The organism is Micromonospora sonneratiae (genome assembly GCF_042679305.1).
GTDB classification, from domain to species: domain Bacteria; phylum Actinomycetota; class Actinomycetes; order Mycobacteriales; family Micromonosporaceae; genus Micromonospora_H; species Micromonospora_H sonneratiae.
Genome location: NZ_JBHTMP010000010.1, coordinates 21215 through 35631 on the forward strand (window position 1 = coordinate 21215; position 14417 = coordinate 35631).

A 14417-nucleotide genomic window follows, 5' to 3' on the forward strand; every position below is an offset into this window, starting at 1 on the left:
GGGCAATTAGCTTGTAGGTGTTGAAGCCGACGAGTCGACCCGGCCCGGCTCCCCACCCCGGCTGAGCGTCCGCCACGCCACTGTGGTGGCGAGGGCCAGAATGACCGCCGCCGCGTAGACGACCACCGGCAGCCCGTACGCCTCGGCGACGAAGCCGCCCAGCGCGGCACCGATCGGGGCGGTCAGCATTCCGGCCATCCGCTGGGCGCTGCCCACCCGCCCGAGCAGTTCGGCCGGTACGTTGCGTTGCCCGTACGCGGCCCACAACGCGTTCCACACGGCCGTACCGGCGGAGAAGACGGCCAGCGTCAGCGCCCCCGGGACCGGGTGTCGGGACAGTGCGAGTCCGGCCAGCGCCACGGTCTGACCCAGCAGCACCCAACGCAGTCCGGAAAGAGCGCCGAACCGTCGTGCCAGGCGGCCCGCCCCGAGTGCGCCGATCAGCGCACCGACGACGGCTACCGCCATGAAGGCGCCGTACCCGGCTTCGCTGACCTTCAGCACGTCGAGCGCGTACAGCACGAGGGTGGCGATCATTGCGCTGATGGCGAGGTTGGTGACAGCGGCCAGGACGGTGATCCGACAGAGCGTGCCGTCCCGGCGGATCCACCGCAGCCCGTCGCCGGCCTCCCGCCACAGGCTCCGCCCACGGGGTACGGAACCTGCCCCGGCCCCGTTCCGTCGAGCCCCGTTCTGTCGAGCCCCGGTCGGCCGGGTCGGGCGCAGGGTCAGCGCGAGCAGTGCGGCGACCGCGAACGACATCGCGTCGACCGCGAAGGGCAGCGCCGCTGCGATCGCGAAGAGCACGCCGGCGGCAGGAGCACCGACGAATCCGCTGGCCAGGGCCGTACCGGCCTGTAGCCGCCCGTTCGCGGTGGCCAGTCGGTCAGCGGGCACCAGCCCGGGCAGGATCGCGAACGCGGAGGCGTCGAAGAGGGTACCGAGGGTGGCCAGCAGGAACGCGCATCCGGCGAGTACGGCGATGCTGGTCCGACCGGTGGCCACCAGCACCGCGAACGCGCCGACCAGGACCGCCCGCAGACCATCCACCACCGCCATCGTGCGGCGTCGGTCCCAACGGTCGGCGTACACCCCGCCGATCAGGCCGAACAGCAACGGGGGCAGTTGACCGGCGACGACCACCACGGCGATCGTCCGGGGATCACGGGTGAGTGACGCCGTCAGCAGCGCAAGCGCCGGAGTGCGTACGGCGTCACCGAGGCGGGAGAGGACCGCAGCCGACCAGAGCCGCCAGTACCCGCCACCGAGCCGCCGGTACGCACCACCGAGCCGCCGGTACGCACCTTTCGTCGGGTCCGACGTGTCGCCGGTCGCGTCGACCGCTGCCGCCGTATCTGTCATGGCTGATTGCCCCCTGTTGCCGACCCGTGGGTGACTTGCCTCGGCAGGTGACCCTTGGGGATGGAGTAGGTCGAGGGTCAAGCAGCAGCGCATTGCCAGTTGTCGGACTTGCGATCTTGCGCGGAATCAGGGCGGCGGACTGTCAGCGATCACCGGTACGGTAGGCGCCGGCATCGGACCGGAAGAAGTACCGGCGTCGGACCGGAGAAACCGGCATCGGACCGGGAGAGAAGATAGAACGTGGACCACACCTTTCAGGTCGACCTGCGTGGCGTTGTCGACCTGCTGAGCCATCACCTGTACGGAAGCCCCCGGGTCTACCTTCGCGAACTGCTACAGAATGCGGTCGACGCGATCACCGCCCGCCGGGCCACCGATCCCAAGGCCCCGGCGGTGGTGCGGATCCAGCCACCCTCGCTCACCGGCGACGGCACCCTACGCGTACACGACACCGGTATCGGGCTCACCGAGGCCCAGGTGCACGAGCTGCTGGCCACGATCGGTCGTAGCTCCAAACGCGACGAGCTGGGGTTCGCGCGGCACGAGTTCCTCGGTCAGTTCGGTATCGGGCTGCTTTCCTGTTTCCTGGTCGCCGACGAGATCCGGGTACAGACCCGGCATGCCGACGAACCGACCGTGTTGTGGACCGGTTACTCCGACGGCCGTTACGGCATCGAGTTGGCACCGGCCGGCAGCCAGCGGGCGGAGCCGGGCACGACGGTGACCCTCGTACCGCGTCGGGACGCCGACCAATGGTTCGCGACGCCGACCGTGGTCGAGCTGGCCCGGCTGTTCGGGTCGCTGCTGCCGGTCTCGGTCCACGTCGGTGACACCGAGACGACGACCGGACCACCGCCGTGGGCAGCGCCCGCCGGGACCTCCGCCGCCGAGACGCGCGGCGCCCTCTTCCAGTACGCCCGGGAGACGCTCGGCTTCACCCCGTTCGACGTGGTGCCCCTGTCGGTGCCGGAGGCCGGACTCACCGGCGCGGCGTTCGTGCTGCCGGTTCCGGTCAACCCGGCGGCCCGTACCGGGCACCGGGTCTACCTCAAGCACATGCTGCTCACCGAGGGGGCCGAAGGACTACTGCCGGACTGGGCGTTCTTCGCCCAGTGCGTGGTCGACGCCAGCGAGCTGCGCCCGACCGCCAGTCGCGAGGCGCTGTACGAGGACAGCCTCCTGGAGAGCACCCGGGAGGCGCTCGGCGAGCAACTGCGGGGTTGGCTGGTCCGGCTGGCCAGCCAGGATCCGTACCGGCTCGGCGAGTTCCTCCAGGTGCACCACCTCGGCGTGAAGGCGCTGGCGCTGCACGACGACGAGATGCTCCGGTTGGTCGAGCAGTGGTGGCCGATGGAGACCAACACCGGGCAGATGACCCTCGCGGAGTTCCGGGAGCGGCACGGCGTCGTCCGTTACGCGGCGACGATCGACGAGTTCCGGCAGTTGGCAGCGGTGGCAGCCGCCCAGGATCTGGCCGTGGTCAACGGTGGCTACACGTACGACACCGAGATCATCGAGCGGCTGCCGGGGGTGGACCGGTCGGCGCTCATCGAGCGGCTCGAACCGACCGATCTGACCACCCGGTTCGACAGTCTCGACCCGGCAGTCGACCTGGCTCTGCGGCCGTTCGTCAAGACCGCCCAGCGGACCCTGGACCGGCTCGGCTGCGAGGTGGTGGTACGGGCGTACGACCCGCCGTCGCTCTCCGCGCTCTACCTGGTCAGCCGGTCGGCGGCCTTCCACGACCAGCTCCAGTCGACCCGGGACCAGGCGGACGAGGTGTGGGCCGGGGTGCTCGACGCATTGGCCAACTCCGGTCCGCCGGAGCGTCCGCAGCTGGTGCTCAACCACCGCAACCCGCTGGTCCGACGGATCACCACGCTGGGCGACCCGGAGCTGGTCGGGCTCGCCGTGGAGGCCCTGTACGGCCAGGCGCTGCTGCTCGGCTACCACCCGATCCGTCCGGCGGACGCCGCGCTGCTGAACAGTTCGTTCCTCGGCCTGCTGGGCCGGGCCGTCCCGGGACAGGAGTGATCCGATGACCACCAACAGTGAGGAGCTGTGGCGGCGGTTCAGCCAGGCCGCGAACATGCCGTACGGTGCCGGGCAGATCGCCGCGGTCGAACAGCTGATCCGGCAGGCGGACGCCGCCGGTGACGCCCATCTGGCCTTCGCCACCCGGATGCTCGGCACGAACGCGTACGTCTACGGCGGTGAGCCGGTCAAGTCGTTCGTCACCTTCTCGTGGTGCCTCGCCGACTTCGACCGCAGCCCGCAACCGCATCACCAGCGGTACGCGCACAACCTGCTCTGGCACTTCAAGTACATGGTCAACGCGCTGCTCAACTTCCCCGAGGTGCCGCTGGACCGGACGTACGCCGTGCTCGACGACATGGAGCGCCGGTACCGGGAGGGCGGGCACAGTCTGCAGGCGGTCTACAAGTACCGGCACCGGGTGGCCCGGCATCTGGGCGACGACGAGCAGGCCGAGGAGTGGTACCGGAAGTGGACCACCACGCCCCGTGACGACCTGTCCGACTGCGCCGGTTGCGACCCGTCCGCCCAGGCTCAGTATCTGGCGGCGAACGGACGGGACGAGGAGGCGGTCGCGCTGGCCGAACCGGTGCTGGCCGGTCGACTCTCCTGCACCGAGCAACCGCAGGGCATCCTCGTTTCGCTGCTGATGCCGTATCTGCGGACCGGTCGGCGGGACGCGGCCCGAGACGCGCACCAGCGGGCGTACCGGGCGGTCCGGGGCAACCTGGCCGACCTGTGGGACATCGGGGACCATGTCCAGTTCTGTGGGCTCACCGGAAACGAGGCGCGCGGCCTGGAGATCGTCGAGCGGCATCTGGACTGGCTGGACCGGGCACCCTCGCCGGCTGCGGCGATGGCCTTCGCCTCCGGGGCGGCGCTGGTGCTCCGGAGGCTCGACGAGGCCGGCCACGGTGAGCTGACCGTCCACCGGCGGGCACACGCCGATCGGGCGGCCGGTGACGTCTCCGTCGCGGCCCTGGCTGCCGAGTTGGCCGGCACGGCCATCGACATCGCCGCCCGGTTCGACGCCCGCAACGGCACGTCCGCCCAGTCGGATCAGGTTCGTCAGCGGATGTCGGTGGAGCCGATCGGCGAGCACCTGCCGCTGTCGGCCACCGCCCGCCGCCGGCCCGCCGCAACCGCGCCCGCCGAGGGTACGGCGTCGACGGCCGATCCGGCGGCGTCCGTCGAGGTCGTTCCGCCCTTCCCCGTACGGCCGGCGGAGCCGGTCGACGTGCCGGTCGGGGCCACCCCGGACCAGGTGCTGGCAGTGGCCGAGCAGCGGTGGCGGGCCGAGCGGGTCGAGGAAGTGGTGGCGGTGCTGCGAGTCTTCGACGAGCGGTTCGGTCAGCAGGAACTCGAGCCCCGGCTGGTTGCCTGGCGGGCCGAGTTCGGTGGGGTCGAGTGCGGCATCGCCGACGACCTGCCGGGTGCGATCGAGGCGAACCGGCTGGCGATCAGCTGCTACCAGTCGTTGCCGGATCCGGTCCGCGAGCACATCGTCACCGGCCGGCTCGGCGTGCTGCTCTGTCGGACCGGCGAGGCCGACGAGGGCGTACCACTGGTGGAGGCGGCAGCGGCCTATCTCGGCGAGTACGGCGATCCGGCCGAGCGGGCCAGTGCGTACGACCGGCTGGCGGTCGCCCTGCTGATGACGGAGCGGTGGGCGGAGGCGTTCGCCGCCGTCGAAGCGGCTGCCGGTGCCTCGGTCGGTGCCGACGATCCCTACCTCGACGCCCGGATCACCCTGCGGCGGGCAATCTCCCTCCAGGCGTTGGACCAGACCGAGGAGGCGGCCGAGTTCGCGATCCGGGCCCGCGACCAGTACCACGAGCTGGGCCTGCCTGAGCAGTACGCGGGGGCGTGCATCTGCTACGCGCAGTGCCTGGACGAACCGGCTGCCGCCGTAGCGGCGCTCACCGATGCGCTGCGGGTGCCGGCGGGTGACGCCGTGCTACCGGCCCGGACCGGTCGGGCCCGGGCACTGCTGGCCGCGGATCGTGCGTTGGAAGCCGTCGACGATTTCGTCGAGGCGGTGGCGATCTGTGCCGAGCAGGGCATCGCCGAAGGTGCGGCGTACCTGCGTTGGGAACTGGCCAACGCCTACCGGCAGGCCGGGCGGCCGTCGGACGCGGCGGAGGCTGCGGAGGAAGCCGTTGCCGAGCTGGACAAACTGGGGCATCAGGGTGATGCTGACCGGTGTCGGCACCTGCTGGCCAACATCTACATCGCGCTCGGTGAGGACGAGTTGGCGCTGACCCTGCTGGACCAGCTTGCCGACAATCTCGATGGACCAGACAACCTGGGCCCCCGGGCTCAGATGCTGGAGGAGGCCGGCGACCTGCTCTACCGCAAGGATCGCGACAATCTGGCTGCTCAGCGGTTTGCCGCAGCGGCCGGGGCCTACCAGCTCGCCGGGTTCGCCCTCGACGAGCTGCGGGCCCGTCGTCGCGAGGTGGACGCGCTGAACTGGGCCGGTGAGGCGGATGCGGCGCTGGCTGCGGTCGAACGCGCCCAGCGGGCGGCGGCGACGCTGCCGGACGACCTGGCCGGTGAACCGGCAGCGGTATGGGAACGCGGAATGCTGGCCGCCACCGTGGCCCGGCTGCTGCTCGGACTCGACCGTTCCGAGGACGCGATGGGTCAGCTGGCCGGCGTGCCGGAGCAGCTCCGGGAGATCGAGGCGTTCGGGGAGGCGGCACAGGTCGAGTTGCTGACGGGCGAGGCACTGCTGCGACTGGACCGGCTGCCCGAGGCCGAACAGCTGCTGCGGCGCACGCTCGGCGGGCTGCCGACCGGTTCGGGGACCGTACGGCAGGCGGCGTGGTTGTTGTCACAGGCGCTCTCCGGGCTCGGGCGAACCGACGAGGCACAGGCGTTGCGCGAGGAGCACGACCTGGATATGGACGATTGACGAGCGGAAAGGCGTAAACCGGCCGGCGTCGGCCGATCGATGGCTGACTAGGCTGGCCGGGTGACGGTGGAACAGCAGGTGACAGGAGCGGTGGCTGAGGCGGTTCCCGCTGCCCCGCGGCGGCGGTCACGCCGCGACGAGATTCTGGAGATCGCGGTCGGTCTGTTCGCCGCGCGCGGTTATCACGGCGTCTCGATGGACGACATCGGTGCGGCGGCCGGGGTCACCGGCCCCGCCCTCTACCACCACTTCGCCGGTAAGGAGGCGATGCTGGTCGCCGCCCTCATTCCGGTGAGTGAGGAACTGCTGGCCGGGGGACGCAGCCGCGTGGCGGAGCGCCCCTCGGACCCGCGTGGAGCGTTGGAGTCGTTGATCGACTTCCACGTCGAGTTCGCGTTGGCCAACCCGGCGGTCATCGCGCTGCATCTCAACGAGCTCGACCGGCTCCCCGAGGAACCCCGTCGGCAGATCCGTCGGCTGCAACGGCTCTACGTCGAGGAGTGGGTGTCCACGCTGACCGCCCTGCACGCCGGACTGTCGGCTGCCGAGGCGCGGGTGCTGGCCCACTCCGCCTTCGGTCTGATGAACTCCACCCCGTTCCTCGGTGGCGAGGTCGACCGGCAGCGGCGGGCCGCCCTGCTGCGGGCCGCGACCCTGGCCGCCCTGCTGGCGAATCCGGACTCGTGATCGCGCCGCATCCGTGATGTTCTAGTGCGCGACAAGACATCCGGACACCCCGGGAGAGGTAGACATGATCGAGTCGTTGCTCATCGCGAATCGGGGCGAGATCGCCCGTCGGATCATCCGTACCGCCCGACGACTGGGGGTACGGGCGGTGGCGGTCTACTCGGAAGCGGACGAGGCGCTGCCCTTCGTCAAGGAGGCGGACGAGGCGATCTGCGTAGGCCCGGCCAACCCGGCGCAGAGCTACCGCAACACGGAGGCGATCCTCGCCGCGGCCAAGACCGCCGGTGTCCAGGCGATCCACCCCGGTTACGGCTTCCTGTCGGAGAACGCCGACTTCGCCCGTACGGTCGAGAGTAGTGGCCTGATCTGGGTCGGACCCGGAGCGGATGCGATCACCGCGATGGGCGACAAGATCAACGCCCGTAACCTGATGGCGGCGGCCGGGGTGCCGGTGGCCCCCGGTACGACGGACCCGGCCGCCGACGTCGACGCGGCGGTGGCGGCAGCGGCCAGCATCGGCTATCCGGTGATGGTCAAGGCCGCCGCGGGTGGTGGCGGGATGGGCATGGGCGTGGCGGCCGACGAGACCGCACTGCGCACCGAGTACGACAAGGTCCGCGCCTTCGCCGAGCGGATGTTCGGCGACGGCTCGGTGCTGATCGAACGCTACTTTCCCCGGGTACGCCACGTCGAGGTGCAGATCCTCGGCCTGGCCGACGGTCGGGTGATCGCCCTCGGTGAGCGGGAGTGCTCGGTGCAGCGGCGCAACCAGAAGCTGGTGGAGGAGTCGCCCTCCCCGGCGGTCTCCCCGGAGCTGCGGGATCGGCTGCTGGCTGCGGCGGTACGTGCCGGTGAGGCGGTCGGCTACCGCAACGCCGGTACGGTCGAATGTCTGCTGGTCCCGCGTCAGCGGGACTTCGAGGGTGATGGTCCCGGGACCGAAGAGTTCTTCTTCCTGGAGATGAACACCCGGCTCCAGGTCGAGCACCCGGTGACCGAACTGGTCTACGGCGTCGACCTGGTCGAGGAGCAGCTGCGGGTGGCGGCCGGTCTGGCCCCCAACTTCGATCCGGACGCGTTGACGGCGCATGGGCACGCGATCGAGTTGCGGATCAATGCCGAGGATCCGAAGCGGTTCCTGCCCGGCCCCGGGGCGGTCCGGTCCTGGGTGGAGCCCTCCGGCGAGGGCGTACGCGTCGACTCCGGCTACGCACCGGACACGACGGTGACCCCGTTCTACGACTCGCTGATGGCCAAGCTGATCGTGCACGGTGCCGACCGGGCGGAGGCCATCTCCCGGGCCCGGGCTGCGGTGGCCGGGTTCGAGGTCGTCGGCCCGAAGTGCAACCTGCTGTTCTTCGCCGAACTGCTGGACAACGCCGAGTTCCTCAGCGGCGACTACGACACCGGCATCGTGGGCCGGATGCGCTGACCGCGCCGGCCACCCCTGGTCGGGACCGGTCGGGTGACGCCGAAGCGTGTCACCCGGCCGGGTCGTACCCGGCAACCGGTCGACGTAGCAGTGCGAAGAACCTACGCAGATCTGCGATGAACAGGTCGGGTTCCTCCATGGCGGCGAAGTGCCCGCCGCGATCGAACTCCGACCAGTGCACGATGTTGTTGTCGCGTTCGGCGAGCCGCCTCACCGGTGCGGCCACGTCGCCAGCGAAGACGGCGACGCCGGTGGGCACCGTCGACGAGGGCGGGTGCGGCGTACCGGTCGGGTGGGCCGCCTCGTAGTAGACGTTGGCCGAGGAGCCGCCGGCGGCCATGAGCCAGTAGAGCATCACGTTCGTCAGGAGCAGGTCCCGGGGAATCGCGTCCTCCGGTGCGTCGGTCGAGTCGGTCCACTCCTTGAACTTCTCGATGATCCAGGCGAGCTGACCGACCGGTGAGTCGGTCAGGGCATAGGCCAGGGTCTGGGGCCGGGTCGACTGGATCCTGGCGTAGCCGGACATCTCCGGCTCGGCGCGGGTCAGTCGATCCAGCCGGGCCCGGTCCGCGTCGGTGAGGGCGGCGGCCTCGGCCGGGTCACCGGAGGGCAGGGTGAGCAGGGTGTTGAGGTGGATACCGGTGACGTGGCCGGCGTCGAGGACGGCGAGTTCCCGGGTGATCGCATGTCCCCAGTCGCCGCCCTGCGCGCCGTAGCGGTGGTAGCCGAGACGTCGCATGAGTTCGGCCCAGGCCCGGGCGATGCGTGGGACGTCCCAGCCCGGCTCGCGGATCGGTCCGGAGAGTCCGAACCCGGGTATGGAGGGTAGGACCAGGTGGAACGCGTCGGTCGGGTCGCCGCCGTACCGGCGTGGATCGGTGAGCGGTTCGATGATGTCGAGGAACTCCACGATCGAGCCCGGCCAGCCGTGCGTGACGATCAACGGCAGTGCGTCGGGTTCGGGGGACCGTACGTGGACGAAGTGGATTTCGACCCCGTCGATCGTGGTGGTGAACTGTGGGATCTGGTTGAGGCGTGCCTCGTGGGTGCGCCAGTCGTATTCGCTGCGCCAGTAGTCGACCAGTTCCTTGAGGTAGGACAGTGGCACCCCGCGCCGCCATGGGACGTCCGGCACCTCACCGGGCCATCTGGTGCTGTCGAGCCGTCGGTGCAGGTCGACCAGGTCGGCGTCGGGGATGTCGAGCCGGAACGGGCGGATCGTGGGGTCGGTGCGGGTGTCCATCAGGCCTGCTCCTGGAGCCATCGGTTGTGGGTTTCCCAGGCGGACTGCTTGCTGGTGGCGAGAGCTGCGCCGATCTGCGTCCAGGAGGCGCCGGCCGCCCGGGCGGTGCGGACCCCCAGTTGTCGGCCGTAGCTCGCCTTTCGCATGATCACTTCTCCGAGGGCGAGGAGTTCCAGCGCTTCACTCCGGCTCAGCGGTCGGGCCTCCGTCTCGCTGTCCGATGCCTCGTCGTCGGTAGGGGGTGCCAGCGCGTCCCGCATGCGGAGTTCGTCGTAGCGGGCGACGGCGGTGAGGAGGGTGAACCGCCGTTCCAACTCGTCGGGGGTCGTCACGCCGTCCAGCCTTGCGTCAGATCACCTTGACGTCAAGTTGATCTGACGACAGTGCGTTGACCTGACGACAGTGCGTTGACCTGACGGCGGCGCGCTGACCTGACGGCGGCGCGCTGACCTGGCGGCGGTGACGGTTGCTGATGACAGCGCCTGCGGTAGTGATGCTTCGCATCGGTACTGGCCGACAGGCCCTTTGCTCTGCTTCCCTATAGGAGACGCCCGATGTCCGATTATCGGACAGTTGCTGTTTCCAGCCGGAAGCAGCGCAAAGGAAGGCAGATCCCTGCCGCCCGGTCCGACTGGACCGGGCCCGAAAGGACCACGCCGGACAACGGCGATCCGAGGTACGTGAGCCGAGGCGACGGTGGACACGATCGACCGGTCGATCTCACAGCGAGGTGAGGACATGACGAAACTGCCGGACTCCGTCTCGATCCGCGAGGTCGGTCCGCGTGACGGCCTACAGAACGAGGCCCCGATCCCGACCGACGCAAAGGTGCGGCTGATCGACGCGCTGTCGGCCACCGGCGTACGGCGGATCGAGGCGGTCTCGTTCGTGCATCCGAAGGCGATCCCACAGATGGCCGACGCCGACGAGGTCTGGGCGCGGGCACAGCGCAACGAGAACGTCCGCTACTCGGCGCTGGTGCCGAACACGCGCGGGGCACAGCGGGCCCTGGCGGCCGGGTTCACCGAGATCGAGGTGGTGGTCTCGGCCAGCAACACGCACAACCAGCGCAACGTGAACCGGTCCACCGCCGAGTCGCTGGACGACATCGCCGGGCTGATCGCGCTGCTGCACGGGTCTGGGGCCATCGCCGAGGTGATCATCTCGACCAGCTTCGGCTGCCCGTACGAGGGGGACATCGACCCGAACCGGGTGGCGCAGATGGTCGACCGGGTGGTCGCCGACGGCGCGGACCGGGTCGCGTTCGGCGACACCACCGGCATGGCGACCCCACGCCGGGTCCGGGAGTTGCTGACCGCAGTCCGTGACCGCCAACCGGAGATCCCGCTGCTGCTGCACTTCCACAACACCCGGGGTACGGCGTTGGCCAACATCCTGACCGCGCTGGAGTTCGGCATCACCGAGTACGACGCCAGCGTCGGCGGCCTCGGTGGCTGCCCGTACGCGCCCGGGGCCAGCGGCAACGTGGCCACCGAGGAGGTGGTGCACATGCTGCACGACATGGGCATCGACACCGGGATCGACCTGGATGCGCTGCTGGTGGCGGCGGCACTGGCCGAGAAACTGGTCGGCCGGCAGTTGCCCTCCGGAGTGCTCCGTGCCGGACCCCGCGTCTAGGGAAGGACATTCCTGCTTTCGGATCAGTCGAGAGGTGGACACGACAACGGCCGGCATCGGTGCCCGGCAACCGCCGCCGGGCGCTGGGAGCCCACCGGTCGGCGGCGGTGATGGTAAGGATGATCGCCCGGTCTCCCTCGGTCACATCGTGCGGCGGCGTAGGAGTCGGGTTGGGTGGCCGGAGTCGTTCCCGTGCGATAGCCTAACGATCGTTTAGGCTGGGATGGTAGGTCGGGATGGCCGACGTCGGTGCGGGCTAGGGGGTCGGTGTGACACTCGACGGTGCGGCGCCGGAGCGGGACAGCATGGTGGAGCTGGAACAGCTACGCAAGCGGGTCCGGGCCGGTGGGGCGGACAGGTACCACGCGGCCAACGCCGCCAAGGGCAAACTCTTCGCCCGGGAACGGGTTGCTCTCCTCGTCGACGAGGGCTCCTTCGTCGAGGACGGGCTGTACGCGAACGCGCTGGCCGACGGGCTCCCCGCCGACGGTGTGATCACCGGTACGGCCACCATCGACGGTCGACAGGTCTGCCTGATGGCCAACGACTCCACCGTCAAGGCCGGCAGTTGGGGTGCCCGTACCGTCGAGAAGATCATCCGGATCATCGAGCGGGCGTACTCGGCCGGGCAACCGATGGTCTACCTGGTCGACTCGGCCGGTGCCCGGATCACCGACCAGGTCGACCTCTTCCCGGGCCGGCGGGGTGCCGGGAAGATCTTCTGGAACCAGGTGCGCGCCTCCGGCTCGATCCCGCAGGTCTGCGCACTCTTCGGCCCGAGCGCGGCCGGTGGGGCGTACATCCCCGCGTTCTGTGACGTGGTGGCCATGGTGGACGGCAACGCCAGCATGTACCTCGGCTCCGACCGCATGGTCGAGATGGTGACCGGCGAGAAGACCACGCTGGAGGCGATGGGCGGCGCACGGGTGCACTGTGCCGAGTCGGGCGTCGGGCACTTTCTGTGCAAGACCGAGGCTGAGGCACTGGACGTGGTCCGGCGCTACCTGTCCTATCTGCCGGCCAACTGGACCCAGTCGCCGCCGTCCGTACCGGCGGTCGAGGCCTCGTCGAAGGTGGACCTCGCCGCCCTGGTGCCGGTCAGCGAGCGCCAGGCGTTCGACATGCGGCGATACGTCAAGGGTCTGCTCGACGAGGGGTCCTTCCTGGAGATCCAGGCGCTCTGGGCGAAGGAGCTCACCGTCGGGTTCGGCCGGCTGAACGGCGAGGTCGTCGGCGTGGTCGCCAACAACTCGATGTTCAAGGGCGGGGTGCTCTTCGTCGACTCGGCCGACAAGGCGACCCGGTTCGTGCAGCTCTGCGACGCGTTCAACGTGCCGCTGCTCTTCCTGTCGGACGTACCCGGGTTCATGGTCGGTACGGCGGTGGAGAAGCAGGGCATCATCCGGCACGGCGCCAAGATGATCACGGCGATCTCCGAGGCCACCGTACCCAAGATCTGCGTGGTGGTGCGCAAGGCGTACGGTGCGGGCCTCTACGCGATGGCTGGCCCCGGGTTCGAGCCGGACGCGACGATCGCCCTGCCCACCGCGAAGATCGCGGTGATGGGGGCGGAGGCCGCGGTCAACGCGGTCTACGCCAACAAGATCGCCGCGATCGCCGACCCCGACGAGCGTGCCGCCTTCGTCGCCACCCGCCGCGAGGAGTACGAGCGCGACATCGACATCGTGCGCCTGGCCAGCGAGTTGGTGATCGACGCGATCGTCGAGCCGCACGAACTGCGAGCCGAACTCGTCCGTCGGTTCACCGCCGCCCGGGGCAAGGACCGGCACTTCTCGCGTCGCCGGCACGGAGTCACACCGGTCTAGGACCGTCCTGGCCAACCCTCGGCCCGACCAGCGGACCACCCCGAACTGTCCCCGTCCTCGGCGTCACGAGTGCCGACGGCGGATCTACGGCTAGGAGACAGAACATGGACTTCCGGCTCAACGAAGAGCACGAGGCACTGCGGCAGAGTGTTCGGGAATTCGCCCGCGAGGTGGTCGCGCCGGTCATCGCGGAGCACTACGAACGGCACACCTTCCCGTACGACGTGGTCCGTCAGATGGGCAAGATGGGACTCTTCGGGCTGCCCTTCTCCGAGGAGCACGGCGGGATGGGTGGCGACTACTTCGCGCTCTGCCTGGCGCTGGAGGAGTTGGCCCGGGTCGACTCCAGCGTGGCGATCACCCTGGAAGCGGCTGTCTCGCTCGGCATCATGCCGATCTACCGGTTCGGTACGCCGACACAGCGGGAGCAGTGGCTGCCGAAGCTGATCAGCGGCGAGGCCCTGGCCGGGTTCGGGCTGACCGAGCCGGGCACCGGGTCGGATGCCGGCGGCACCCAGACCCGCGCCGTCCTGGACGGTGACCACTGGGTGATCAACGGCTCGAAGGCGTTCATCACCAACTCGGGCACCGACATCACGTCGCTGGTCACGGTCACCGCCGTCACCGGCACCCGGCCGGACGGAGGCAAGGAGATCTCCACGATCATCGTGCCGTCCGGTACCCCCGGGTTCACCGTCGCACCCGGCTACTCCAAGGTGGGTTGGTGCGCGTCGGACACCCATGAGCTGACCTTCGACGACTGCCGGGTGCCGGCGGAGAACCTGCTCGGCGAGCGCGGTCGGGGCTTCGCCCAGTTCCTGCGAATCCTCGACGAGGGTCGGATCGCCATCGCCGCGTTGGCGGTCGGGCTAGCCCAGGGCTGCGTCGACGAGTCGATCCGCTACGCCAAGGAGCGGCAGGCCTTCGGGCAGCCGATCGGCAGGTACCAGGCCATCCAGTTCAAGGTCGCAGACATGGAGCTGAAGGCACACACGGCCCGGCTGGCCTACTACGACGCGGCGGCCCGGATGCTGGCCGGTGAGGACTTCAAGCGGCAGGCCGCCATCGCGAAGCTGCACGCCAGCACCGTCGCGGTGGACAACGCGCGGGAGGCGACCCAGATCCATGGCGGGTACGGCTTCATGAACGAGTTCGCCGTGGCCCGGTTCTGGCGCGACTCCAAGATTCTGGAGATCGGCGAGGGTACGTCCGAGGTGCAGCGGATGATCATCGCTCGCGACCTCGGTCTCTGAGGTCGCCGGAGGTTTCCGACGCAGC

At 69.9% G+C, this 14417-nt stretch carries 10 protein-coding genes; 7 read left to right on the forward strand and 3 right to left on the reverse strand.

The genetic code is table 11. The annotated features are described in order from the left end of the window. Positions 1-6 precede the first annotated feature (6 nt). Positions 7-1362 (reverse strand): MFS transporter, encoded by a 1356-nt coding sequence (locus ACFQ4H_RS08715; RefSeq protein WP_377569072.1) that lies wholly within the window; start codon positions 1360-1362, stop codon positions 7-9. 240 nt (positions 1363-1602) lie between these two features. On the opposite strand from ACFQ4H_RS08715, the gene ACFQ4H_RS08720 reads away from it, so the two are divergent. The 4 genes from ACFQ4H_RS08720 (at position 1603) to ACFQ4H_RS08735 (ending at position 8432) form a co-directional block, all read left to right on the forward strand. After that, positions 1603-3396: an HSP90 family protein gene (locus tag ACFQ4H_RS08720; RefSeq protein WP_377569073.1), complete on the forward strand. Its 1794-nt coding sequence runs from the start codon at positions 1603-1605 to the stop codon at positions 3394-3396. Positions 3397-3400: 4 nt separating this feature from the next. Then, positions 3401-6313, forward strand: coding sequence for a hypothetical protein (locus tag ACFQ4H_RS08725; protein WP_377569074.1), 2913 nt, complete (start codon positions 3401-3403; stop codon positions 6311-6313). A 60-nt stretch (positions 6314-6373) separates the two neighbouring features. Next, a complete protein-coding gene (locus tag ACFQ4H_RS08730; protein WP_377569075.1) occupies positions 6374-7000 on the forward strand; it encodes a TetR/AcrR family transcriptional regulator in 627 nt (208 codons plus the stop codon). A gap of 64 nt (positions 7001-7064) precedes the next feature. Further along, positions 7065-8432, forward strand: coding sequence for an acetyl-CoA carboxylase biotin carboxylase subunit (locus tag ACFQ4H_RS08735; RefSeq protein ID WP_377569076.1), 1368 nt, complete (start codon positions 7065-7067; stop codon positions 8430-8432). Between the two features lie 49 nt (positions 8433-8481). Here ACFQ4H_RS08735 and ACFQ4H_RS08740 read toward each other — a convergent pair whose 3' ends face one another. Both ACFQ4H_RS08740 and ACFQ4H_RS08745 read right to left on the reverse strand, forming a co-directional pair. After that, the gene (locus tag ACFQ4H_RS08740) at positions 8482-9651 is read right to left on the reverse strand and encodes an epoxide hydrolase family protein (protein ID WP_377569273.1); all 1170 of its coding nucleotides are present in this window, start codon (positions 9649-9651) and stop codon (positions 8482-8484) included. A 23-nt stretch (positions 9652-9674) separates the two neighbouring features. Continuing rightward, positions 9675-10007, reverse strand: a complete 333-nt coding sequence (locus ACFQ4H_RS08745; protein ID WP_377569077.1) for a hypothetical protein — start codon at positions 10005-10007, stop codon at positions 9675-9677. A 406-nt stretch (positions 10008-10413) separates the two neighbouring features. Between ACFQ4H_RS08745 and ACFQ4H_RS08750 the strand changes: the two genes are divergently transcribed. From ACFQ4H_RS08750 to ACFQ4H_RS08760, 3 genes are all read left to right on the forward strand, one after another. Then, positions 10414-11313, forward strand: coding sequence for a hydroxymethylglutaryl-CoA lyase (locus ACFQ4H_RS08750; protein ID WP_377569078.1), 900 nt, complete (start codon positions 10414-10416; stop codon positions 11311-11313). Positions 11314-11582: 269 nt separating this feature from the next. Next, the gene (locus ACFQ4H_RS08755; protein WP_377569079.1) at positions 11583-13139 is read left to right on the forward strand and encodes an acyl-CoA carboxylase subunit beta; all 1557 of its coding nucleotides are present in this window, start codon (positions 11583-11585) and stop codon (positions 13137-13139) included. 104 nt (positions 13140-13243) lie between these two features. Further along, on the forward strand, positions 13244-14392 hold the full coding sequence (locus tag ACFQ4H_RS08760; protein WP_377569080.1) for an acyl-CoA dehydrogenase family protein: 1149 nt from the start codon (positions 13244-13246) through the stop codon (positions 14390-14392). Positions 14393-14417 lie beyond the last annotated feature (25 nt).

What these genes read in the sequence shown, in the direction of transcription:
- ACFQ4H_RS08725 (WP_377569074.1), top strand. Translation starts at nt 3,401, where the DNA reads ATGACCACCAACAGTGAGGAGCTGTGGCGGCGGTTCAGCCAGGCCGCG.
- ACFQ4H_RS08760 (WP_377569080.1), top strand. Translation starts at nt 13,244, where the DNA reads ATGGACTTCCGGCTCAACGAAGAGCACGAGGCACTGCGGCAGAGTGTT.
- ACFQ4H_RS08750 (WP_377569078.1), top strand. Translation starts at nt 10,414, where the DNA reads ATGACGAAACTGCCGGACTCCGTCTCGATCCGCGAGGTCGGTCCGCGT.
- ACFQ4H_RS08735 (WP_377569076.1), top strand. Translation starts at nt 7,065, where the DNA reads ATGATCGAGTCGTTGCTCATCGCGAATCGGGGCGAGATCGCCCGTCGG.
- ACFQ4H_RS08715 (WP_377569072.1), bottom strand. Translation starts at nt 1,362, where the DNA reads ATGACAGATACGGCGGCAGCGGTCGACGCGACCGGCGACACGTCGGAC.